We start from the raw sequence: 24752 nt of genomic DNA, 5'->3' as shown, positions 1-24752 counted from the left end.
ATAAACAAAAAGGGCATCAACAAAACAGCGCGCATAAAAAAAGCCGCCCACATTAGGACGGCTTTTTTAACAATAGTTAATAACTAACGGTTAAGCAAAAATTAGCTGTGCAAGGTCTTTTTCGCGGTTTTATCCACGGTGACTTTGGCAGGTTTTAGCGGGGTGGGCATACGCACCAGCGCCACTTGTAATACCTCATCAATGGTCGAGACGGGCTGAATCTTAAGACCCTCTTTGACATTGTCAGGAATGTCAGCAAGGTCGCGCTCATTGCTGGCAGGAATCAATACGTGCTTGATGCCGCCGCGATGCGCTGCCAAGAGTTTTTCTTTTAGGCCGCCAATACGCAGGATTTTACCGCGTAGGGTGACTTCGCCTGTCATCGCCACGTCTGGACGAATCGGGATGCCTGTCATTGCTGAGACCAGCGCGGTGGTCAGTGCGCCACCTGCAGACGGACCGTCTTTTGGCGTTGCGCCCTCAGGCATGTGTACGTGGATATCGGTGGTTTTGACCGTTTCATAATCAATGCCCAGACTGTCACCACGTGCGCGCACCACACTCATCGCAGCGCGGATAGATTCTTTCATCACATCACCGAGTGAGCCTGTATAGACCAGCTCGCCTTTGCCTTTCATGCCGACCGCTTCGATGGTCAATAGCTCACCACCGACTTGCGTCCACGCCAGACCCGTGATGCGTCCGACTTCAGGGCTTTCTTCTGCCAGACCGTAGTCAAACTGATGGACGCCAAGGTAATCAGAAACATTGTCCGCATCAACGACCACAAGGTCACGCTCAGCCTTTTTCGGCGCGCGTGAGCCGTGCGCTTCGACCGAGCCGCGTACCACTTTGCGGCAGATTTTGTTGACTTCGCGCTCAAGGTTACGCACACCAGCTTCACGGGTGTAGCTGCGTACGATGCTGTGTAGCGCGGCTTCGACAATCTCAATCTCGCCTTCTTTTAAGCCGTTTTGCTTAATGGCTTTGGGCACAAGGTAACGCTGAGCGATATTGACTTTTTCTTCCTCGGTGTAGCCAGGCAGACGGATGACTTCCATACGGTCAAGCAGCGCAGGCGGAATGTCCATGCTGTTGGCAGTACAGATAAACATCACTTGCGATAAGTCCAAGTCCATATCGAGGTAATGGTCGTTAAAGCTGTCGTTCTGCGATGGGTCGAGCACTTCTAGCAATGCCGACGCTGGGTCGCCACGGAAGTCTTGCGCCATTTTGTCCACTTCATCGAGTAAGAAGAGTGGGTTTTTGACTTCGACTTTGGCAAGCGACTGCACGATTTTGCCGGGCATCGCGCCGATGTAAGTACGGCGATGACCACGAATCTCGGCTTCATCACGCACGCCGCCAAGTGCCATACGCACAAACTTACGACCTGTGGCGCGGGCGATAGATTCACCCAGTGAAGTTTTACCGACACCTGGAGGACCGACGAGACACAAGATAGGACCGCGCAGCTTTTTCACGCGCGATTGTACCGCGAGGTATTCCAAGATGCGGTCTTTAACATCTTTTAAGCCGTAATGGTCTTCATCCAAGGTCGCTTGCGCTTTATCAAGGTTGATAGACACTTTGGTCGTGGCATTCCACGGGGTGTCCAAAATCCACTCGATATAGTTGCGCACGACTGATGATTCAGATGAGGCAGGCGGCATCATTTTGAGCTTTTTAAACTCTTGCTCCGCTTTTTTGCGCACGTCTTCTGGCAAGTCGGCTTCGTCTAAGCGCTGCTCTAACTCGCCGATATCGTCATCGGCATCAAACGCGCCGTTGCCCATTTCAGAAAGCTCATTTTTGATGGCTTTCATTTTTTCGTTTAAGAAATACTCGCGCTGATTGTCTTCCATCTGCTGACGTACGGCGTCTTGGATTTCTTGCTCGATGTTTTGTTCCGCGCTTTGCTTCACCAAATATTCAGTCAAGGTGTTGATGTGCGCTTTTAAATCGTCGTGCTCTAGGAACGATTGCTTGATGTCCAAGTCCATCGAGACGCGCGTTGAGATGAAGTACACCAGCTCAAGCAAGTCATCAATGCGTTTGGCAACACGTACCAGCTCGCGTGAGTTGCGCAGACGCGCATCGGCATAGCTTTCGAACAAGCTCACGAGTGCATTTAGCGTGTTTTTTTGCTGCGCTTCGTCCATATCGCTGACGATGTCCGCACGCGTGAAGTTCGCCATCAGCACCTCATCGTGCGCTTCTAGGCTGTCTACGTGGGCGCGGTATTGCCCTTCGATAAGGACTTTGATGCAATTTTCATCGCTGTCATGCGGCATGGTGCTGACAATGCGGCAAACGGTGCCGTATTGATACAGATTGTCTTGGTCAATCTCTTCGGTCAGTGAGTCTTTTTGTGCAACGACCAGTACTTTATCGCCATATTCGGCTTGTGCCAGCTCGACCGCTTTTACGGAAGGCGCACGACCGACAAACAGCGCAATCTGCATGTGCGGATAGACCACCACATCACGGAGCGCAAGCAGTGGCAAGTAGGTCTCTGGCGTGTCGTTTTGGGTATCGGTCACGCTGCTGTCATCAGTGTGCGTGTCGATGTCAATGTCGATGTTTTCTGGTTCGATTTTATGTTCAGTCATATATTTTTCCTCGTTCACCAGACTTGCAAAGTCAAGTTCGTGGTTCATGTCTAAATAAATGGTGTTGTTATCAAAAATTGCAAGGTTGTGACATTTTTAGAAGTTAGGAAAAGCGGTAGGGTCAAAGGGGGCAATAAGTCCAGCAAATACAGCAAATTGTATCGTTACGTCTAAATGAAAAGAGATGTCTTAAGGATTTCACTCAATTAAAGGGTATTTTTCTTGCTTGCTGTGACTACGTCTTTTGATGCGGCAAAAAACACCCTTTAATCTTTCTTTGTCTCTTTTATACGTGATTAGTAATAACATCGGCGTCCGCCTGTGCGCCTGTCTCCATCATAAAACGCGCGCGTCACGCTTGTGTAGATGGTGTATGCCGTTTAAGCATAGGTTTTGTAGCCAAAATCAGGTACACTGGCGCGCATTTGTGCCAGAGGCGGGCGAGCTTTTGGCGCAGTACATTCATATATGCATTTTAATGCGCGGTATTGCAATCTAAGGGGCAAGATATGGCAATCAATGCGGTGCTGCTGGCGGTGGTGATTATGCTGGGGCTGTCACTGGCGCGGGTACACGTGGTGTTAAGTTTGTTAATCGGGGCGCTGACAGGCGGTCTGGTGGCGGGACTTGGGGTGACAGATACGCTGGCGGCGTTTCAAGAGGGCATCCGTAATGGCGCAGAGATTGCGCTGTCATACGCGCTGCTCGGTGCGTTCGCAGTAGCGATTGCGCATTCAGGCTTGCCGCAGTCGCTCGCGAGCAAGGTCATCGGACGTATTGAAAAAGGCGGCGCGGGGCTGATGGTCAAATACGGGCTGTTTGCAGGTCTGGTGCTGATGAGCTGCTTTAGTCAAAATCTGATTCCCATTCATATCGCTTTTATCCCGCTGCTCGTGCCGCCACTGCTGCTCGCGTTTAACCGCATGCAGATTGACCGCCGACTGGTCGCGTGTCTGATTACCTTTGGTCTGGTGACCACCTATATGTTTATTCCCTATGGGTTTGGCGACATTTACTTAAACCAAATCATGCTCAAAAACGTCGGCGAAGCGGGTGTTGATGTCAGCGGTATTTCGGTCACGCACGCGATGGCGATTCCTGCGCTGGGTATGCTGCTGGGCTTAATCGTCGCGGTGTTCTTTAGCTACCGTAAGCCCAGACATTATGAGCAGCTGAGCATTGATAAGACGGCACGTGATGCCGTGGTCGAGGGCGATGCGCTCAGCCAAGCGGCGGTGTCTGCGGGCAACCAAAGCACCATGAAGACCCTCGTGGCGCTGGCGGCGATTGTCACCGCATTCGTGGTGCAGCTGTATACCGACTCGCTGCTCTTAGGCTCGATGTTTGGTTTTGGCGTATTTATGGCGACGGGCGTGGTCAAATGGCGCGAAGCCGATACCGTGTTTAATGACGGCATCAAGCTGATGGCGATGATTGGCTTTATTATGATTACTGCGCAGGGCTTTGCTGAGGTCATGAAAGCCACCGAGCAAATCCAGCCGCTGGTTGATGGTGCGGCAGCGATGTTCGCAGGCAATCAAGCGATGGCGGCATTTATTATGCTACTTATCGGTTTGATTGTGACCATGGGTATTGGCTCGTCATTCTCGACCATTCCGATTTTGGCGGCGATTTATGTGCCATTGTGCTTGTCGCTTGGCTTTTCACCGCTTGCGACTGTGGCGATTATCGGTACGGCGGGCGCGCTTGGCGATGCGGGTTCGCCTGCGTCCGATTCGACACTGGGTCCCACATCGGGTCTGAACATTGATGGACAGCACGACCACATCAAAGACAGTGTGATACCGACCTTTATCCATTACAACATCCCGCTATTGGCGTTTGGTTGGATTGCTGCGATGGTGTTGTAAGGTTTTTTTGCTAAAAAATCTTTTGCATAATAAAAGCGCCGCTGCTCGTGATAAGAGTAGCGGCGCTTTTTTTGCCTTGTGTTATTGGTTTAGTCTTTATCCAAGCCATCACCCAGCTCACCCTCATCAAACTCTTGCATTTCACCTTGCAAATGGCTGATAAACGCATCACTCTCCGCCAGCAGTTCCGTGAGCCGTGCCTCATTAATCACGCTGCCCAAAAAATCAGCGCTAAACGGCTGCTCTTGGCTGTAGTAGCGCAGCTCGCGCATGTCCTCATTGCCCGATAGCGCTTGTAAATGCTGCTCGACATGCTCGGCGCTGGTGGTATTGTCATTATCCGATTTTTCGTTTGGCAAGGCGGTATGATCGGCGTCTTTGTTTGGCATGGCGGTGTCCTTATTGTTGTTTGATGTTAAGTTGACAACTTTTATTATAAAAACCAATGTACCCCACTTGGCGTAATCAAACCATCCAGCGGCACATCCCAAGGCTGGCGCTGCAAACGCGCAACCAACTGGAAGTCGTAACACCAGCCAATCACCAGCGGCTTACCGCTTCCGCCGGGCTGACGATAGGCGAGGGTGCGGTCATAGTAGCCGCCGCCCATGCCCATACGGTTACCCGCCTTATCTGCTGCGACCAGCGGACAAATCAGCACATCAAGCGCCTGCGCCCACAGTAGATGACTTGGCTGTGGCTGCTGCATCCCAAGCGCGTGTTTGCGCGTGCGTGCGGTCAAGAGCGTATGCTGAGACAGTGGCGCAAAGCGTAAGCGCTTATCAGTTGCTCCAAGGCTGCCAACGATGGGCAGATACGCCTGATAGCCGTGCTTAATGCACCATGTGGCGATGGGCTGCGTCGGCATTTCGCCAAAACCATCGTAATACAACCCAACCTTGGCATGACGGGGCAAGCGCCTGCTGAGCGCGTTTAAGTGACGGCTGGCGTGGGTGGCGGCTTGCTGTCTTCTTTGTTTGCTCAACGCACGGCGCTGGCGGGTGAAATGTCGCCGTGGTAGCTGGCTGGGCGTGGTTGCCTGCGCGTCCGTGCTGCCTGCTGCGGCGCTCGATTTTGGCATCAGTTATCCCCTAGACGATGAGAAATTTGCGATAAGTCATGCTATCATAACCGCGCTTTACCTCCTATTTTGCAAAATGCAACCGAGCGTGCATTTTTTACGGACAACCATATAAAGAGGACCGTTATGTCGACACAAGATCAGGCAACCCGTACCGAAAAAGACACCATGGGTAACGTGGCTGTACCAAATGACGCCTACTGGGGCGCACAGACCCAGCGCAGCCGCGAAAACTTCAAAATCGGTGGCGAGACCCTGCCACGCCCGATGATTGAAGCGATGGCACTGGTCAAAAAAGCCGCCGCCATCACCAATGCCAGCCTAGAGCGTATCGACGCTGACAAGCGTGACCTTATTGTCCAAGCTGCGGACGAAGTCATCAACGGCGGTCTGACTGACCAGTTCCCACTTGTCGTATGGCAAACAGGTTCAGGCACGCAGTCAAACATGAACATGAACGAAGTGCTTGCAAACCGTGCCAACGAAATCGCAGGCTCTGAGCGCGGCAGCTACCAGCCTATCCACCCAAATGACCACGTCAACCACGCCCAGTCTACCAACGACAGCTTCCCAACCGCGATTCGTGTTGCGGCAGCGCGTGAAATCAACGGTCTATTGATTCCAGCGGTAAAAGCCCTGCGTGAGACGCTAAACCAAAAAGCCGAAGCCTTTGCTGATATCGTAAAAATCGGTCGTACCCATTTACAAGACGCCACCCCATTGACCCTAGGTCAAGAGTTCAGCGGCTACGTCAGCCAGCTTGATCACGCGCTGGTACGCATCGACAACGCCCTACAAGGCTTGTATGAATTGCCACTAGGCGGTACTGCGGTCGGTACAGGTCTAAACGCCCACCCAGACTACGCGGTAACGGCTGCTAACCAGTTGGCTGAATTGACGGGCTTGCCATTTGTGACTGCACCCAACAAATTCGAAGCGCTTGCCGCCCGTGATGCCGAAGTATTCGCCTCAGGCGCCCTAAAAACCCTCGCTGCCAGTCTAAACAAAATTGCTAACGACGTACGCTGGCTTGCCTCTGGTCCACGTTGTGGTCTTGGCGAATTGACCATTCCTGAAAATGAGCCAGGCTCATCAATCATGCCAGGTAAAGTCAACCCAACGCAGTCAGAAGCCATGACCATGGTTGTCGCGCAAGTACTCGGTAACGACACTACCATCAACGTCGCTGGCGCGTCAGGCAACTTTGAGTTGAACGTATTCAAGCCTGTGATTGCTTACAACCTATTGCAATCTATCAAACTGCTTGGCGATGCGTGCAACAGCTTTAACGACAACTGCGCGGTTGGTATTGAGCCAGTAAAAGACAAAATCGACGATTTCTTGCACAACTCATTGATGCTGGTCACGGCGCTAAACCGTCACGTAGGCTATGAAAATGCCGCGAAAATCGCAAAAACTGCGTACAAAGAAAACAAAACTTTGAAGCAAGTTGCGGTTGAGCTGGACTTGATGACCGAAGCACAGTTTGACGAGTGGGTTATTCCAGCGGATATGGTACATCCTAAGTAAGACACTATGACTCAGTTGTAGATTGACTGAATATAAAATAAAAAGCCCTGCCATTTGGTGGGGTTTTTTATTGGGTTTAGCAAAGTTGCTTTTTTGTTTAACGAATGTCTGGTAGTGCTAAAATTATGGAAGATTGACCTGCATAACCATGTAAAAAACAAAGCAAAAAAGGACACTATATGCGACTAAAAAATAAAATCGCACTAATCACTGGCGCGGCGCAAGGTATCGGGCAAGCGATTGCTGAACTGTTTGCCAGCGAGGGCGCGACCGTGATTGTCAGCGACATTAATGATGACAAAGGTGAGCAAGTCTGCCGTGACATTAACGCCAAATATGCCAACAATAAGGGCACGCAAATGGCGCGTTACATCCATCTAGACGTTGGGATTGAGGCGGACTGGGCAGCGGCACAGCAGACGATTAAAGCGGCATATCAAGGCTTGGATATCGTGGTTAATAACGCGGGCATCACAGGATTTTTGGAAACCACAGGCGCGCACGACCCTGAGCATCTGGACATGCAAAGCTGGCACAAAGTCCACCAAACCAACCTAGACGGCGTGGCGCTGGGCTGCAAAACTGCTATCGCGCTGATGAAAATGCGCTCACTTGACCAGCGGCACACAGGCAGCATCGTCAATATCTCCTCACGCTCAGGCATCGTCGGTATTCCACTTGCCGCCGCCTACGCCTCAAGCAAAGCGGCAGTCAGAAACCACAGCAAATCGGTGGCGCTCTACTGCGCGCAAAAAGGTTACCATATCCGCTGCAACTCGATTCACCCTGCCGCTATCTTTACCCCGATGTGGGATGCGATGCTGGGCGAAGGCGACGCCCGCGAGCAGGGGATAGCCGCCATTAGCAAAGACATTCCGCTTGGCTATATGGGCGAGGTGATGGACGTGGCATACGCAGCGCTATATCTGGCAAGTGATGAAGCCAAATACGTGACAGGTATCGAGCTAAACATTGATGGCGGTATCTTAGCGGGCAGTGCGGCTGTACCTGCGGAGTAATGGTTGATAATAAAAAAGACCTCGCTGGGTTGTGAGGTCTTTTTTGTAGAACTCTGAGCACTTTTTATTCAGTTAAAAAATTTACTGTATAAGGATTTGAACCAACTATTCGAAACAAAGTCTTTGTTAACTCGATTTTTTTCAGCCATCAATCGTTTTTCTAATTCGTTAGACTCTAGCGCTAACGCATATTTTTTTGCTGCTTTCGTAGCCGTTTCTAGACCAGTATAAGGAAGGCTGTATTTTATGTCGCCCAGTCGTTTGTATGCAGTATTAAAAGCTTCAATGCCATTGTCTGTACTCCCTTTGACATAAGATTGAACAATAAAGAGTTTGTTTGACGCAAAAACAAAAAAAGCCAAGCAAACCGCTTAGCTTTTCTTCACATCCTAAACGCCATTAAAACGTATACAACACCCCAAGCGTGGTGCGTGCTTCGGTGCGTGAGTCGACCATTGGGCTGTCGTAGGCTTCGTCCGACAGATAGTCGAGGCTTTGGCTGGCAAAGCCTGACCACTTGTCATTAAACTCGTAGTTGGCGCTGACGCTGACATACGGATGGATGCTAGAGTCTGGGCTGTAGCTTGCGGTGCCTGAGCGCGCTGACTCATCGCTGTCTACGCCGTAGTAGTAGTCATTGTAGTCTTGGTTGCGCCACTCAAGACCGACGCTTGGATAGACGGTCAGGCGGTCGGTGTCATACTTTGCTAGGTAGGTGAGGCGACCTGTTGTGCCGTCATTTTTGCCGAGCACGTCAGTAGTGATTTGCCCACGGAAGCCGCCGATGGGCGTACGGCGCAGATAGCTGACGCCCGCGCCTGCGGAGATGTCACGCTCATCCAAGCCTTGCAAGCTGCCATTGGCGTCTTCAGGGTCAAAGTGCGTGCCCATCGGCTGCGCGTATACTGACAGCTCGTTTTTGCCGTCATTGATGAGATACGCGCCGAGCTGTGCGCCGCGTGCGTAGACGCGGTTGTTGTCATAAAACAGGCTTGGCAAGACCATCACATCATTGTCGGTGTCGTAGGCGGACCATGTGCCCATGACGTTTGCGCCGACACTGACGCGCGCGTCTTGGTCGGTCGGCAGGTTTTGAAATGGTGAGGCGGCGACGCTACTGGCAGCGGCGACTAGAGCCGTGGCAGCCAGACAGCGCGTCATCACAGATGGGGTAAATAAAGTCATTTGGTACATTCCCTATATAAAAAGTGCTTATCGTAAGCTGCGGACAAAACATCAATAACCATGTCAATAATAACGTAGCGGATGGCAAAAGGGCATTAGCTTGCGCCTTTGGTCATCGCTGCCGTGGTCAAAAAATCAATGATTTCGTTATGAATATCATACCACCACCACACAAAGCCTGCACCGAGTATCAGCATGACAATCCAAGGCAATGCTTCGGTCATGCCGCGCGTTTGGTTGGGGCTGGTTGGGGTTACGGGAATATAGGGCACGCCATTGCTGGTCTGCTGGTACATAGCGGCAAGATATGCGCCTGCGGTACGTCCGCGCTGCTTATAATCAATAGCAATCGCTAGGGCAATCACGCCGCCTGTGATTGCGCCGCCGATATGCGCGGCATTATCAATCCCAGGTACGGCAAAGCCATAAACGAGGTTAATACCCATAATCAGCAGCATGCTTTTGGGACTCAGTACGCGTCCATCAATCGACAGTTTAAATAAGGCGGCGACCAATAATGCTGCGCCGATGCCCATGATGCCGCCTGATGCGCCAGCCGCGATATTGGGCTGCATGGAGCCTTCGAGCAAGCCTTGCCACGTCACGTAGTTGTTTAATAAGTTGCCGCCAATCGCCGATAAGAAAAACAGCGCGGCAAAGGTGAGCGAGCCAAACAGCGGCTCGGCAATACGCCCGAATAAGACCATGGCAAAGGCATTGAACAATAAATGCATCAAGCCCACGTGCAAAAAGGCGCTGCTAATCACGCGCCACGGCTCATCCATCATGGTCAGCGGCAGCACGTTTGCGCCCCATTGCACCAAGGCTTCGGTGCTGGGATTATTGGCATCGACACCGCTTAAGACTTGAAAGGCGTACATGCCCACGAACACCACGACCAAAATCACGGTGACGGGGGCGACTTTTAACAATTGGGAAATGGTCATAACTTCCTAAATCACTTATCAATACAACACATCATTATAGATAAAGATGATTACAAAAGCATGAGCAGATGGGGTTTACCACGGCATCGGGGCGATATGCGGCATGCCTGACTTGAGATGCTCAAATGTGCCTTTGACCAAAATATCATCGGTTACCTGTTGCACATCAGTATGACCACAAAACGCCATACTCACATCACATTCTTTGTAAATCAGCTCCAGCGCACGGCGTACGCCATCTTCGCCATACGCGCCCAAGCCATACAAAAATGCCCGCCCAATCATCGTGCCCGTCGCGCCCATAGCGACGGCTTTGAGCACGTCTTGACCTGAGCGAATGCCGCTATCGAGCCATACTTCAATGTCGCTACGCTCGGCTTTGACCGCCTGCACGATGTCGCTGAGCGCAGCAATGGAGGAGGGCGCACCATCGAGCTGACGTCCGCCGTGGTTAGAGACGACGAGCGCATCTGCGCCACTTTTTGCCGCGAGCACCGCGTCTTCTGGCTCCATAATGCCTTTGATAATCAGCTTGCCGCCCCACAGCTCTTTAATGCGCGCCACATCGTCCCAGCTGAGCGCAGGGTCGAACTGCTCTGCCGTCCATGAGGACAAGGAAGACAAATCGCCAACGCCTTGCGCGTGCCCGACGATATTGCCAAAGGTACGGCGTTTGGTGCCGAGCATGTTCATGCACCATTCAGGCTTGGTCATCAGATTTAATATATTGGCAAATGTGGGCTTGGGCGGCGCGGACAGACCGTTTTTGATGTCTTTATGGCGCTGTCCTAAGACCTGCAAATCGGCAGTCAAAATCAATGCTGAGCAATTTGCCGCTTTAGCGCGGTTGATGAGGTTTTGCATAAATACCTTGTCGCGCATCACATACAGCTGAAACCAAAAAGGCGCGCTGGTATGCGTGGCGACATCTTCAATCGAGCAGATACTCATGGTGGAGAGCGAAAAGGGCACGCCGAATTTTTCTGCCGCTTTTGCTGCATGTATCTCGCCATCTGCCCACATCATCCCTGTAAAGCCTGTTGGTGCGATGGCGACAGGCATTTTGACGGGCGTGTCTATCATGTGGCTGGCCAGTGAGCGGTTGTCCATATCGACAAGTACGCGCTGGCGCAGTTTGATACGGTCAAAGTCGGTTTCATTATTGCGATACGTGGTCTGCGTCCATGAGCCTGAGTCCACATAGTCGTAGAACATTTTAGGCACTTTGCGTTTGGCGATTAGACGCAAGTCTTCGATATCAGTGATTTTGTCTAACGATTTCATAACAGCTCATCCTTGAGTGTACTGCAAGTTACGCGAGTAGGGATTGTAAATCCATAACTGAGAAGGGATAATCCAAACGGGCGGTCGGGGTTAAAATAACGGGAATCTGCTCGGCAAAGACGAGCATTAAGTCCTCATCAAAGTCAGCAATGTCCACGTAGGTATAAGTGCGCGGATAGACGGCGGCAAGCTGCGCAAGCGCCCCTGCGGCATGGTCGCACAGATGACAGCCGACCGTGCCGAGCAGCCACCAGTCTGATGCGGCGTCTTTGAGCACAGGCTTTGCTATCATCATTTGCTCGCGTAAGGCATGGATGTCTTGGGTCGTGTCGTTTGCGGTGTGCATGGTCTGTCCTTTATATCGGTTGCTGCGGTTGTCCATCTTAACAACATAGGGTCAAAGCGGCGCTACAGTTATGGCTAGTTTATCTGAAATACAGACCCTGATGATGGCATACGCCTAACAAGCGATAATACCTTAATAAGAGTACTGATTTAAAACCCTTTTGGTTGATTTTGTCAATATTTGTTTTGATTTTTTAGATTATCGCTTGGATATGGGGTAAATAATGACAGCGTTTGCAAGATTGGGTAAGATAGCGCCTACGCGCGCGTGCTTCATTCGCTAATGCGGCGTTTTAGCTGATTTATTTTATTCGCTTTTTTGCATATTGGGATATCAACGCATGACTTTTGGCAAATTTATAAAACGACTGTTTCTAGCCGCCATGCTATTGGTAGTCGCCTTTCATGTCTTGGTCGCAGGGCTGCTCTTGATATGGAAAACCCAGCCGATTAACCACAGCATGTTTATGCTCAGCCATCAGCTCTCAGGCGGTACGGTCACGCAGTCGTGGGTCGAGTACGAGGACATTGCCAAATCTGCAAAGCAAGCTGCGATTGTCAGCGAAGACTCCAAATTTAGCAGCCATCACGGTTTTGATTTGGACGGTATCGAAGCGGCAATGAAAAAAAACGAAGCCTCAGGTAAGGCAAGCGCGGGCGGCTCGACCATCACTCAGCAGCTGGCAAAAAATTTATTTTTGACCTCGCACCGTTCTTACTTGCGTAAAGGCGAAGAGGCGATTATCACCGTGATGATTGAGACCATGTGGGACAAACAGCGCATCCTAGCCGCGTACCTAAATGTGGCGGAGTTTGGCGAGGGCATCTACGGTATCGAAGCGGCGGCGCAGCATTATTATGACAAGCCTGCGAGCAAATTGACCCGTGACCAATCGGCGCTCCTTATCAGCACCTTGACCAATCCAAAATATTACGAAGACAACCGCAATGACCGCCGTTTGCGTAACAAAAAGCGCATCGTCAAGCGCCGTATGAACAACGCCGTGTTGCCCAAAGCACCCGACGCGGCGTAGCTTTTCCTGTTATACCTTTATATAAAGAAAGGCGACTATAAAAAAAGCGCGACTGCCAATCGGGGTCGCGTTTTTTTGTGCCTGATTATTTTGCTTTTGTCTTGTCTGGATATTGTCATCACTAGGGGCTAAGGTATACAGTAGATGATGCTCGTGCCAAGGTTGCAGCAAAAAGCTGCTTGGACACGAAAACAGACAACTAAAGGCATCATAAAAGCCAGCACCGACGATAATCAAAAACGAATAAGGACAAAGGACACCGTATGAGACGCGCCGATCACACGCCAGACACCACTAATAAGCAGACCCCTACCGAACCAAGCGCGGACACCTCAAATAAAGACAACGCGAGCCAGCCAGACATCAGCGCGAGCGACAGTATTGACACACCCGCACCCGCTGCACCGTTAAATGAGCAGTCACATGAACAGCCTGACCATCATTCAGCAGAACGGACAGAGCTAGACTGGCAGCGTCACGACGATGGTAGCTACTCATCGAGCAGCTATATCAACCGCGAAATGTCGCTCCTTGCCTTTAATATGCGCGTACTCGCGCAAGCGGCGGACGAGCGCCACCCGTTATTAGAGCGTTTGTTCTTTTTGATGATTTTTTCATCGAATATGGATGAGTTTTTTGAAATCCGCGTGGCTGGTATCATGCAAAAGCTGAACATCAGCGATGAGCGTACCGCGCCGAGTGGTATGCGTCCAAGCGAGATTTTAAATGAGATTGCGCAGACGGCGCACGCGGCGATTGATACCCAGTACCGTATTTTAAATGAAGACGTTTTGCCCGCGCTTGCTGAGCAAGACATTCGCTATCTCAAACGCGATGAGCTCAACGCTGAGCAGTCGGCATGGATGAAGCAGTACTTTACTGAGCAAGTCTCGCCTGTTTTGACGCCCATTAGCATTGATCCCGCGCATCCATTCCCGCGCCTTGTGAATAAGAGCCTCAACTTTATTGTCACCTTAGAGGGCAAAGATGCCTTTGGGCGGGATATTAATCTCGCGATTGTGCCAGCGCCGCGCAGCTTGCCGCGTGTGATTCGTCTGCCTGATGAGCTGACAGGCGGCAAAGAGCACCACATCATGCTGTCCGCCGTCATTCATGAGCATATTGGCGAGCTGTTCCCAGGTATGAGCGTCACAGGCTGTCATCAATTCCGCCTGACGCGTAATGCCGACTTGGACTTGGCAGAAGATGTGGACGACATTGCCAAAGCGCTTGAGGGCGAGCTGGAAAACCGCCGCTTTGGTGACAAGGTGCGTCTTGAGGTGACCACCGATTGCCCTGCGCCGATTAGTGATTATTTGCTGAACGAATTTGAGCTGCACGCCAACCAGCTGTACCGCGTCAATGGTCCTGTGAACCTCACACGCTTACTCTTTGACTTTAATATTCCTGCGCTGCGCTATCAGCCGTTTACCCATGTCGTGCCCAAACCGTTCCGCCGCGACCCGCAGCCGCCGCAGCGCAGCACCAGCATGTTTTCTGCGATTCGTAAGCGTGATGTCTTGGTGCATCATCCGTTTCATGCCTTCTCGCCCATTATCAATCTGTTATGGCAAGCAGCGAATGACCCTAAGGTGTTGGCAATTAAGCAAACTTTGTACCGCTCGGGCACCAATTCAGAAATCGTCAAAGCCCTTGCCGCTGCGGCGCGCAATGGCAAAGAAGTCACCGCCATTATTGAGCTGCGCGCACGCTTTGATGAAGCGTCCAATATCGCCGTTGCTAACTACCTGCAAGAGGCGGGTGCGGTGGTGGTATACGGTATTGTCGGCTACAAAACCCACGCCAAGCTGATGCTGATTGTGCGCCGCGAAGACGAAAAAATCCGCCGCTATGTGCATCTAGGCACGGGCAACTATCACGCGAGCAATGCCAAGGTCTATACTGATTATGGCTTGTTCACCGCCCACCCTGACATTTCAGAAGATGTGCATAAGATTTTCCAAGAGCTGACAGGCATGGGCAAGCCTGCCAACCTTAAGAAGATTTTGCACGCGCCGTTTACCTTGCATGACAGCCTGATGCGCTTTATTGACGATGAAATTGCTCATGCTCAAGCAGGAAAAGAGGCGCGTATTATTATCAAAGCCAACGCTTTAACCGAGCGCCGCCTGATTGATAAGCTGTATGATGCCTCACAAGCGGGCGTCAAGATTGAGCTGATACTGCGCTCGATTTGCTGTTTGCGCCCGCAAGTGGTCGGACTGTCTGAGAATATCCACGTGCGCTCGGTGGTCGGGCGCTTTTTAGAGCACACGCGCATCTATTATTTTTATAACGATGGCAATGAGCGTCTGTACTGTGGCAGCGCCGACTGGATGGATCGCAACCTATTCCACCGTGTCGAGGTCGCGTTCCCGATTGAGGACAAAAAGCTGTTTAAGCAGATTTTTGAAGAAGGGCTGATGAACTATTTGCAAGACAATGTGCAGGCATGGACGCTGGCAGGTGATGGCACGTGGTCGCGTGTCCGCCGTGCGCCTGATGCGCCGCTGCACAGCGCCCAAGAATACTTGCTGGCACGCATTAATAACGTCGATAGCAATGGCGAGCTATAACCGCAATTGCTAGCGCCTTATGAATTACCAAAGCCAAATGTGCCCGCCGCGTTTGGCTTTTTTATTTTGTCTTTCTTATATCAAGCATATCTATGGTTACAAACCGCCGCCTAACCTCACATTTTTATACATATTGATACCGCCTGCTACTGGCATCGATGGTTTTTTCGACCTTATACTAAGAAGCATTACAGCCATCAATAATAATGTGAATAAAGGACAATAACGATGACACACCATACGGACAATGCAGAAAATATGGACAAAGAGCCACTGAACAGCACCGTCAATAAGCAAGTGACCAATCCAAAAGACAGCTACGAAGGGCGCAAATACGAGCCTGAAATCGATGGTCCTGAGCAGGATTCGCAAGAAACTGACGAGGTCTACGCCGATCCTCGCCGTGCTGAGAATTTGCCTGAAGGCGGCAAGGATGTGGCTGATTTAAACGCGTATGATTTGAGCAAAGAACAAAACCAGCCAAAATAATTTTAATATGTTTGAATATTAAGTCGGCACTTTACGGACATTCATTTTAATAATTCATCATGATGCTAAAAAACAGTTTTAAAGATATAAATAAGGACAGCATATGCAAACCAATGATAATAAAGTAACGGGCACAGCAGCAACGACCACAACCGATACTACTGGCACCAACGCCGCGCCAATGCAAAGCACCGAAAATCCATACCGCCGCGCTGATGAAGTCACGGACGCGCGCGTCTCGACCGACGAGAGCTATACCGATGAAGCATTGGTGAGCAACCCGAACCCTGCCAATCATGACGAGCTAGAAGACGACACCAGCGTCAATAAAGGCACAGATACTTTTGAAGAAGGTGTGGTTGAGACCGAGCATGTCAATGATGATGACAACCCAGCGCGCCAACCTGACCGCCGCGACCAAAAAGGCAATGCCTTTGATGATAACATCAATGAAAATAACGTTGTCGAAGACGGTCCTGACAGCGATGGCATCACTGAGCACAACCGCTATGCCAATATCAATAACGCGCAGAGCCGTACCTTGAGTGTCGATGAAAAAGACCACTGATAGCGCAGCAAACAATCGGTGATAAGCGTGACAATAAGGATAAGATGATGAAGAATAATCAGCACGACAAAGAAGAGCGCGCGTCACAAGACGGATATACGCTCCAAGACGCGGACGACAATCATGGTGTCACTCCAGACGACGCGCTAGAAAAAGTCAATCCAGCAGCAGCGGCGCGTAAAACGCCTGACCATGACCCGCACGGCGTAGCTAAAAAAGACAAAGACTACTAGATTTAATATTTACTAATAAAAAAGGCGACCGTGTTGATATATGGTCGCCTTTTTTATGGTTTACATTATATTTTTATACTTGCTCAGCGGTTGCCGTTTCTAGCGCTGTCAAGGTTTTGTCATCCAACGGTAGGGCAGGCACGCCGCTATGAAAGCGCAGCTCGGTATCAGGGGTTTGGATGAGCTCCCATTCCACCGCTTTAAAGAACGCCACGCGCTCGCTGATGTCGGTATCGGACAGCGATTGCGCAAGCTGCAAGTAGTCTTCAAAATGGCGGCTCTCTGATTTGAGCAGATAGCGGTAATAACGCGCCAAGCGCTCATCATCAATCGCACCAGACAATGCGGCAAAACGCTCGCAAGAGCGCGCCTCAATAAAGGCACCAATAATCAGTACATCGACCATTGCCGCAGGCTCGTAGGTGCGCTTGTGTTTGAGCATGCCTTTGGCGTAGCGCCCCGCGCCCAAGTGTACCCAGGTTTGCCCGCGCTCTTTCATAATACCGAGTACTTGCTCGTAATGCAGCATCTCTTCACGTACCAGCTGCGCAAGTTTTTGCTGCAAATCATACGAAAACTCGTAACGAAACATCAGATTCATCGCCGTACCAGCAGCTTTTTTTTCGCAGTTGGCATGGTCTTGGATAATGATGGGCAAATGCGAAAGTGCCGCATCGACCCACGCTTTAGGCGTTGCGCCACCCAAAAAAGCATCAATAGCGCTCAAATCCACCTTGGCGGCGGGTTGTAGCTTAGCGATGTCGGTACTGTCTTCTTGATAACTCATTTTTACTTGCCTAATCGGTTGCTGATGCGAAATATGGTGCGCACGTGGACACCATAGCGTCATGGTGAACTGTCAAGTCACTGAAAAACACCGAGGCTATTATACCGTCTGAGGCGCTTGGTATATAGGTCATCATGCCATGAAAAAACTAACATTTTTATAATAAATAGTAGTATGTTGTTTATTTTATTATTTGATAGTAGGATAAAAATTCAAGACATTCGCCCAGTCATTAGACCACAGCCACCGATAACGATAAGAGATAAGGATATCACTATGAGCTTACCTGCACAGACCCCGCGTGTTTATCACGGCAGCCTTGCCATTGACCAAGCGCTTTATCATTTTATCAATCATGAGGTACTGCCTGTGGTCGGCATAGAGGCAAAAAGCTACTGGGCAGGCTTTGAAAAAGTGGTGCAGGCATTCACCCCGCGCAATCAGGCATTGTTAAACACCCGCGATAAGATGCAAGCGCAGATTGACGACTGGCATCAAGCGCACCCGACGCATAATGGACAGATTGACTATCCTGCGTACAAAGCCTTTTTGCAAGAAATTGGCTACTTGCTCCCTGAGCCCGAGGATTTTAGCGTAACGACGGATAACGTCGATGCCGAGATTGCTCAAATGGCAGGACCACAGTTGGTCGTGCCTGTCAAAAATGCCCGCTACGCCCTAAACGCGACCAATGCACGCTGGGGCAGTCTGTATGATGCGCTATATGGCACAGACGTGATTGACGATGCTGATGGTAAAGCGGGCGGGCAGGGCTACAATCCCAAACGCGGCGCGGCGGTCGTGGCGTATGCCAAGGAGTTTTTAGACCAGCATTTTGCATTGCAAGACGGCAGCTATAAAACCGTGACAGGCTTTAAAGTGGTAGATGGTGCGCTACAGGTTCAGCAAGGCGACGCGACCACGAGTCTACAAAACAGCGCGCAGTTTGTGGGCTATACATGCAGTATTGATGCGCCGCAGTCCGTTTTATTCAAAAACAACCAGCTGCACGTCGAGATACAAATCGATGCCAATCATCCGATTGGACAGGACGACCCTGCGCATATCAAAGACATGCTGTTAGAGGCGGCAGTTACTACCATTCAAGACTGTGAAGACTCGGTCGCTGCGGTCGATGCTGAAGACAAGCTGATGGTATATCGCAACTGGTTTGGGCTGATGACAGGCACGCTGAGCGAAACGTTTAATAAGGCGGGCAAAGCGCAAACACGGCGTATGCACCCTGACCGCGACTATACCGCGCCAGATGGTCAGCCATTTAGCCTATCAGGGCGCTCGCTGCTGCTCATTCGTAACGTTGGGCATTTGATGCGTAACCCTGCAATACTCATTGAGACCGAAGCGGGTCAAGAGGAGATGTTTGAGGGGCTGATGGATGCGCTGATTACGCCGCTGCTCAGCCTGCCCGATATGCGTGACGACAACCCTTTGCCCAACTCGCGCACAGGTAGCATGTATATCGTTAAGCCAAAAATGCACGGTCCTGAAGAGGTTAAATTTGCCAATGACGTGTTTAACGCCGTTGAAGACCTACTTGATTTGCCACGTTACAGCGTCAAGATGGGCGTGATGGATGAAGAACGGCGCACCACCGTGAATTTAAAAGCCTGTATCTATGAAGCGCGCCATCGCATCATCTTTATTAATACCGGCTTTTTGGATCGTACAGGCGATGAGATGCACACCAGTATGCTGGCAGGGCCGTTCGTGCGCAAAGGCGATATGAAGTCACAAGCATGGCAGCCTGCGTACGAAGCATGGAATGTCGATATCGGGCTGGCAACGGGCTTGCCTGGGCATGGGCAAATTGGTAAAGGCATGTGGGCCAAGCCTGATGAGATGAAAGAAATGCTGGCGACCAAGATGGCGCATCCGCAAGCAGGGGCAACGACCGCATGGGTACCCTCGCCAACGGGGGCGACGCTGCACAGCATGCATTATCACGAAGTAAATGTACCTACAGTACAAGAGCGCCTACGTCAGCGCGCCCGCGCCAGTCTGGATGATATTTTGACCATTCCTTTAGCGCAAGACACCCATTGGAGCGATAGTGATAAACAACAAGAACTTGATAATAATATTCAAGGCATCTTGGGATACGTCGTCCGCTGGGTCAATCAAGGGGTAGGCTGCTCAAAAGTGCCTGATATTAACAATGTAGGCTTGATGGAAGACCGTGCTACCTTGCGCATTTCTAGCCAGCATGTTGCCAACTGGCTGCACCATGGCATCGTCAGTCGTGAACAAGTGCTAGCGACGCTTACGCGCATGGCACAAGTGGTCGATGAGCAAAATAAGGACGACACCAGCTATCAGCCAATGACAGAAAATCTTGCGCAGTCAGAAGCTTTTCAGGCCGCAAGCGACCTCATTTTTAAAGCAATGATGCAGCCCAATGGCTATACCGAGCCCTTGCTGCATCAAGCGCGCCGTCGTCTAAAAGCACAGAATCAATAAAGTACATACCTGACAAAGGGTAAGTGTTTCTTTCTTAAATCTCTGCCAAGCCGCCATAGTATTTTAAACAAAATACTACGGCGTTTTGCGCCTCATATTGTCTAAAAAGAGAACTATTCTCATCCAAAACATACAGATAGCGACTTAAAAATGTTCGCTGAAAAGTTTAAAAAAAATGTTGCAAATTATGACAAAGTTGTTATGCTTGTATCCGAAGTATGAGTTTAGTAACTGATGTTACACGTTCTAAGATAGGAACTTGAGTATTGCATACAGACAACATATTTGCAGTGATTCATGTTTTCATCTTACAGTAATATAACAGTAGTAAACTAAACTCTGATGGATTTCGGTAGCCAGTTACATAAGACATTACGTTCAAGGATTTGTAACCATACCGCTTAGGGCACCAGCTAATCATAGCCAGCCTTTTACTAACATTGTAAAGTGGAGAGACTTCCCATGAAAAAACTACTTTTAGCTTCTGCCGTTGCTGCTCTATCTGTATCTGCAGCCCAAGCAGCACCTACCATCTACGGTAAAGCATTTGTTGCTGCTGACTACGTAAACGCTGAGTTTGATTCAAATAACAATACATTTGATCGTGACGAAGATACTGTAGAAATCAACTCATACAGCTCGCGTATCGGCCTAAAAGGCTCAGAAGCTATGACTGCTGACACTGATGTTGTTTATCAGTTAGAGTATGGCATTCGTCCTGACGGTGAAGACCGCACTTTTAAAAGCCGTGATACTTACCTTGGCGTGAAAAACAAAAACTTTGGTGAAGTCCGCGCTGGTCGTAACCAGTCTACTCTAGACTACATCAACAATGTTATCGTTAACGAAGGTTACTGGGATAACCTAGGCAGCAATAACCTGAACAGCAACCAACAACTTGCTGGTCTAAATATGTCTGATAGTGGCCGTATCAACAACTCTATCATCTGGAAAGCGCCTAAATACAACAACATGCCGCTAGATTTCGCGCTAATGTACAGCTCTGACCGCAATGAAGACAATGGCCTTACCGACAAAGATGACGGTTATGGTGCAGCATTGACTTTTGACCAAGGTACTGGTTTCACGCTAGGCGTTGCTTATGATAAAGACCAGAACATCTCTGGTGACATCATCCGTGGTACAGCAACTGTAAATCTAGGCAAATATATGGCCGCTCCTGTAACATTGGGCGCGCTATATCAGCAAGCTGACTTTGACTACTCTTCAGAAGATGAAAAAGGTCTAGTAGTAAGTGCAAACATGGATCTAAACAACTTTGCTCGTCCAGCAAACGTTTATGTCCAGTACAACAATACTGAAAGCCTAGACGGTAACAAAGATTCAGATTCAGATCAGATCGTTGTTGGCGGTAAGTACTTCTTTAAAGACAACCTAATTATGCACGCTTATGCTGGTATGAACAAAGCTGATAACGTTAGCACCAAAGCAGCTGATATTGATGACAACATGGTAAATACCATCGGCGATACTGAAGTATTCGTTGCTGGTACTGGTCTAGAATACAGATTCTAATACCAACGCTATTTTGTAGTTCAAAAAACTCATCCTTCGGGGTGAGTTTTTTATTATGTGTGGTTCAGATAAATCAGCGTATCTGTGCATAAAGTTTGCTAGAGTTCGCGTTTTGCCCTATATTTTGGGACGCATTTTTAGTAAAATCCTCTTTTACCAATGACCGACAGAGTACTATGACCAAGTTTATTTTTGTGACCGGTGGGGTAGTGTCCTCACTAGGAAAAGGTATTACCGCCGCCTCGTTAGCTGCGGTACTCGAAGCCCGTGGCGTAAAAGTGACCATGACCAAGATGGATCCCTACATCAATGTGGATCCAGGTACGATGAGTCCGTTCCAACATGGTGAAGTATTCGTGACCGATGATGGCGCGGAGACGGATTTGGATTTGGGTTACTACGAGCGCTTTTTACGTCATTCAAAAATGAGTAAAAGCAATAACTTTACCAGTGGGCGCATTTATCAAACCGTATTGAACAAAGAGCGCCGCGGTGAGTATCTGGGCGGCACGGTTCAGGTGATTCCGCACATCACTGACGAGATTAAAAACAAAATTCTTGCCAGTGGCGAAGGTTATGATATTGCCATTATTGAAATTGGTGGTACGGTCGGTGATATCGAATCACTGCCCTTTATGGAAGCGGTCCGTCAGATGCAGGTTGAGCTGGGTCGCAACCGCGCGATGCTCATGCATCTGACCCTTGTGCCTTATATCTCAAGTGCGGGTGAAACCAAAACCAAGCCGACACAGCACTCGGTAAAAGAGCTGCGCTCTATCGGCTTGCAGCCAGACATTTTGATTTGCCGCTCTGAGCATTACATCTCACCAGACAACCGCCGCAAAATTGCGCTGTTTACCAACGTCGAAGAGCGCGCGGTCATTATGTGTGAAGATGCGCAAAGTATCTATCAGATTCCGCGTACACTATACGAGCAAGACCTAGACGATATCGTGTGTGAGCGCTTTGGTATGAACTTGCCAGAAGCTGACCTAAGCGACTGGGACAAAGTGGTTGAAGCACAGCTCAATCCTGAGTCTAACGTCACGGTCGCGATGGTTGGTAAATATGTGGAGCTGCCTGATGCGTATAAGTCTATCAACGAAGCACTACTGCACGCAGGCATCACCCATCAGACCTCAGTCAACATCGATTATATCGATGCTGAGCGCTTAGAGACTGACGAGGGTTTGTTTGCGCAGTTACAGCAAGCCGACGCGGTGCTTGTGCCTGGTGGTTTTGGTGAGCGCGGTACGGTCGGTAAGCTAAAAGCCGTCACTTATGCTCGCGAAAATAACGTACCGTATTTGGGCATTTGCTTAGGCATGCAGCTGGCGGTCATTGAGTATGCGCGTAACGTGCTGAACATCGATGCTAACTCATCAGAGTTTGATCGCAAAACCGCTGAGCCTATCATTGGTCTGATTACCGAATGGTTGGATGAGCGCGGCGAGCTACAGATTCGTAGTGATGATTCAGACCTTGGCGGCACCATGCGTCTGGGCGCGCAGCAAGCCGAGTTGGTGGCTGGCAGCAAGCTGAGCCAAATCTACGGCGCCACGCGTATCAGTGAGCGTCATCGCCACCGTTATGAGATGAACAACCGCTACATTGAGCCATTAGAGCAAAGCGGCATGAAAATCTCAGGCTACTCGGCCAAGCAGCATTTGGTGGAGTCGGTGGAGATTAGCGAGCATCCTTGGTTCGTGGCGGTGCAGTTCCATCCTGAATTTACCAGCTCGCCACGTGGCGGTCATCCGCTGTTTAACAGCTTTGTCAAAGCAGCAAAAGACCATCACGCTACTAAGTAAATAACGCGTATAAAGCACGTTTACAAGACAGTTGATAGAAAAGACCAGTCACCAGATTGGTCTTTTTTTTGTGCGGCTATCGGTTACAATGTGGTATTTATTGGCATATATAGGATACTAAGCATGGATAAATTACCCGCTGCTCAATCACACATTACATTAAATGATATGACCATCGGTAATGACCAGCCTTTTGTACTGTTTGGCGGTATGAATGTGCTTGAGTCAAAAGACATGGCGTTTGAGATTGCTGAGCAGTATATTGAGATTTGCCAGCGTCTGAATATCGGCTACGTGTTTAAGGCGAGCTTTGATAAAGCCAACCGCTCAAGCTTATATTCCTTTCGTGGACCCGGTTTAGAGCAAGGCATTGATTGGCTGGGACAGATTAAAGAGCACTATAATGTGCCCATAATCACCGACGTACACGAGCCGCATCAAGCCGCTCCCGCAGCAGAAGTCGCGGACATTATCCAATTGCCTGCGTTTTTGTCGCGCCAAACTGACCTTGTACATGCGATGGCAGCAACAGGCGCAATCATTAACATCAAAAAAGCGCAGTTCTTAGCGCCGCACGAGATGCGCCATATCATTAATAAATGTCTAGAGGCGGGCAACGACAAGATTATTCTGTGCGAGCGTGGCAGCGCCTTTGGTTACAATAACCTGATTGTCGATATGCTCGGCTTTGATACGATGAAGCAGATGGATGTGCCTGTATTTTTTGACGTCACCCACAGCTTGCAGCAGCCTGGCGCGCGCAGTGACAGTGCAGGCGGTCGCCGTGAACAAATCAGCACCCTTGCGCGGGCAGGGATGGCAACAGGGCTTGCTGGCTTGTTTTTGGAGGCGCATCCCAATCCAGAAGCGGCAAAATGTGATGGCCCTTGCGCGCTGCGTATGAGTCAGCTTGAGCCGTTCTTAGCACAATTAAAGCAGATTGATGATTTGGTCAAAGGCTTTGAGGTTTTAGACACGCATTGATACATAAAACGCGTCTCTGATAGTCAGCACCCCTTGAATCATACGCATCATGCCTGCATAACATAAGGAGCCTTGGATGTCTGTACAACGTGCGCGAGTGGATATTCACAATATCGATGATGATGAAGGACGCCAAAGCGTAATCGAAGCGCTGCATAATATTACAGGTGTCATGGACGTGACACTGGTAGACGCGGGCAGCGCTGCCGAGGTGCATTATGACGATACCAAAACCAGTATCCATGCGCTGACAGCAGCCATCAGTATGGTGGATTATGTGACGCAGCCATATCCTGTGGATGCGCCGCAAAATTCTAATACCTAAGCTGATGCGACTTATTATGATAAACCCTATCTGAGCACTATAATAACAAGGAGTAAT

At 49.9% G+C, this 24752-nt stretch carries 22 protein-coding genes; 13 read left to right on the top strand and 9 right to left on the bottom strand.

Annotated features, from left to right (window positions below):
• Nucleotides 1-101 precede the first annotated feature (101 nt).
• Nucleotides 102-2612 carry an endopeptidase La gene (gene lon, locus JMW05_RS03440; protein WP_201504000.1) on the bottom strand — a complete coding sequence of 837 codons (2511 nt, stop codon included), beginning with the start codon at nt 2610-2612 and terminating at the stop codon, nt 102-104.
• A gap of 509 nt (nt 2613-3121) precedes the next feature.
• Here lon and JMW05_RS03435 point away from each other — a divergent pair.
• Complete coding sequence (locus tag JMW05_RS03435) at nt 3122-4483, top strand: Na+/H+ antiporter family protein (RefSeq protein WP_201503999.1); 1362 nt, start codon at nt 3122-3124, stop codon at nt 4481-4483.
• 89 nt (nt 4484-4572) lie between these two features.
• Here JMW05_RS03435 and JMW05_RS03430 read toward each other — a convergent pair whose 3' ends face one another.
• A complete protein-coding gene (locus tag JMW05_RS03430; protein ID WP_227691422.1) occupies nt 4573-4872 on the bottom strand; it encodes a hypothetical protein in 300 nt (99 codons plus the stop codon).
• 44 nt (nt 4873-4916) lie between these two features.
• Nucleotides 4917-5564, bottom strand: coding sequence for a 5-formyltetrahydrofolate cyclo-ligase (locus tag JMW05_RS03425; RefSeq protein ID WP_201503998.1), 648 nt, complete (start codon nt 5562-5564; stop codon nt 4917-4919).
• A gap of 126 nt (nt 5565-5690) precedes the next feature.
• Here JMW05_RS03425 and fumC point away from each other — a divergent pair, with 126 nt between their 5' ends.
• Nucleotides 5691-7094: a class II fumarate hydratase gene (fumC, locus tag JMW05_RS03420; RefSeq protein ID WP_201503997.1), complete on the top strand. Its 1404-nt coding sequence runs from the start codon at nt 5691-5693 to the stop codon at nt 7092-7094.
• Nucleotides 7095-7273: 179 nt separating this feature from the next.
• Nucleotides 7274-8113 carry an SDR family oxidoreductase gene (locus JMW05_RS03415; protein WP_201503996.1) on the top strand — a complete coding sequence of 280 codons (840 nt, stop codon included), beginning with the start codon at nt 7274-7276 and terminating at the stop codon, nt 8111-8113.
• Between the two features lie 68 nt (nt 8114-8181).
• Here JMW05_RS03415 and JMW05_RS03410 read toward each other — a convergent pair whose 3' ends face one another.
• The 5 genes from JMW05_RS03410 to JMW05_RS03390 form a co-directional block, all read right to left on the bottom strand.
• Nucleotides 8182-8475 carry a hypothetical protein gene (locus JMW05_RS03410; RefSeq protein WP_201503995.1) on the bottom strand — a complete coding sequence of 98 codons (294 nt, stop codon included), beginning with the start codon at nt 8473-8475 and terminating at the stop codon, nt 8182-8184.
• Between the two features lie 37 nt (nt 8476-8512).
• A complete protein-coding gene (locus tag JMW05_RS03405; RefSeq protein ID WP_227691421.1) occupies nt 8513-9298 on the bottom strand; it encodes a MipA/OmpV family protein in 786 nt (261 codons plus the stop codon).
• A gap of 95 nt (nt 9299-9393) precedes the next feature.
• A complete protein-coding gene (locus JMW05_RS03400; RefSeq protein WP_201503993.1) occupies nt 9394-10245 on the bottom strand; it encodes a rhomboid family intramembrane serine protease in 852 nt (283 codons plus the stop codon).
• A gap of 75 nt (nt 10246-10320) precedes the next feature.
• Entirely contained in the window at nt 10321-11529 is a 1209-nt protein-coding gene (locus JMW05_RS03395; RefSeq protein ID WP_201503992.1) for an alpha-hydroxy acid oxidase, read from the bottom strand.
• Between the two features lie 28 nt (nt 11530-11557).
• Complete coding sequence (locus JMW05_RS03390; protein ID WP_201503991.1) at nt 11558-11875, bottom strand: glutaredoxin family protein; 318 nt, start codon at nt 11873-11875, stop codon at nt 11558-11560.
• A 340-nt stretch (nt 11876-12215) separates the two neighbouring features.
• Here JMW05_RS03390 and mtgA point away from each other — a divergent pair, with 340 nt between their 5' ends.
• From mtgA to JMW05_RS03365, 5 genes are all read left to right on the top strand, one after another.
• Complete coding sequence (gene mtgA / locus JMW05_RS03385; protein ID WP_201503990.1) at nt 12216-12908, top strand: monofunctional biosynthetic peptidoglycan transglycosylase; 693 nt, start codon at nt 12216-12218, stop codon at nt 12906-12908.
• A gap of 263 nt (nt 12909-13171) precedes the next feature.
• Complete coding sequence (gene ppk1, locus JMW05_RS03380) at nt 13172-15484, top strand: polyphosphate kinase 1 (protein WP_227691420.1); 2313 nt, start codon at nt 13172-13174, stop codon at nt 15482-15484.
• A 228-nt stretch (nt 15485-15712) separates the two neighbouring features.
• On the top strand, nt 15713-15973 hold the full coding sequence (locus tag JMW05_RS03375; protein ID WP_201503989.1) for a hypothetical protein: 261 nt from the start codon (nt 15713-15715) through the stop codon (nt 15971-15973).
• 103 nt (nt 15974-16076) lie between these two features.
• Nucleotides 16077-16541 (top strand): hypothetical protein, encoded by a 465-nt coding sequence (locus tag JMW05_RS03370; RefSeq protein ID WP_201503988.1) that lies wholly within the window; start codon nt 16077-16079, stop codon nt 16539-16541.
• 44 nt (nt 16542-16585) lie between these two features.
• Entirely contained in the window at nt 16586-16774 is a 189-nt protein-coding gene (locus tag JMW05_RS03365; RefSeq protein ID WP_201503987.1) for a hypothetical protein, read from the top strand.
• 73 nt (nt 16775-16847) lie between these two features.
• On the opposite strand, the gene miaE is transcribed toward JMW05_RS03365, so the two are convergent.
• The gene (miaE, locus tag JMW05_RS03360) at nt 16848-17561 is read right to left on the bottom strand and encodes a tRNA-(ms[2]io[6]A)-hydroxylase (protein ID WP_201503986.1); all 714 of its coding nucleotides are present in this window, start codon (nt 17559-17561) and stop codon (nt 16848-16850) included.
• Between the two features lie 276 nt (nt 17562-17837).
• Between miaE and JMW05_RS03355 the strand changes: the two genes are divergently transcribed.
• From JMW05_RS03355 to JMW05_RS03335, 5 genes are all read left to right on the top strand, one after another.
• Nucleotides 17838-20039, top strand: a complete 2202-nt coding sequence (locus JMW05_RS03355) for a malate synthase G (protein ID WP_201503985.1) — start codon at nt 17838-17840, stop codon at nt 20037-20039.
• Nucleotides 20040-20501: 462 nt separating this feature from the next.
• Nucleotides 20502-21575, top strand: coding sequence for a porin (locus JMW05_RS03350; protein ID WP_201503984.1), 1074 nt, complete (start codon nt 20502-20504; stop codon nt 21573-21575).
• Between the two features lie 176 nt (nt 21576-21751).
• Nucleotides 21752-23386, top strand: a complete 1635-nt coding sequence (locus JMW05_RS03345; RefSeq protein ID WP_201503983.1) for a CTP synthase — start codon at nt 21752-21754, stop codon at nt 23384-23386.
• Nucleotides 23387-23509: 123 nt separating this feature from the next.
• Entirely contained in the window at nt 23510-24370 is an 861-nt protein-coding gene (kdsA, locus tag JMW05_RS03340; RefSeq protein ID WP_201503982.1) for a 3-deoxy-8-phosphooctulonate synthase, read from the top strand.
• 76 nt (nt 24371-24446) lie between these two features.
• Nucleotides 24447-24695, top strand: coding sequence for a hypothetical protein (locus JMW05_RS03335; RefSeq protein ID WP_201503981.1), 249 nt, complete (start codon nt 24447-24449; stop codon nt 24693-24695).
• Nucleotides 24696-24752 lie beyond the last annotated feature (57 nt).

The sequence above is a fragment of the Psychrobacter aestuarii genome, assembly GCF_904846035.1.
GTDB classification, from domain to species: Bacteria; Pseudomonadota; Gammaproteobacteria; order Pseudomonadales; family Moraxellaceae; genus Psychrobacter; species Psychrobacter aestuarii.
Note: the sequence above shows the minus strand (reverse complement) of the source record. Positions and strands in the feature narration are given on the sequence as shown.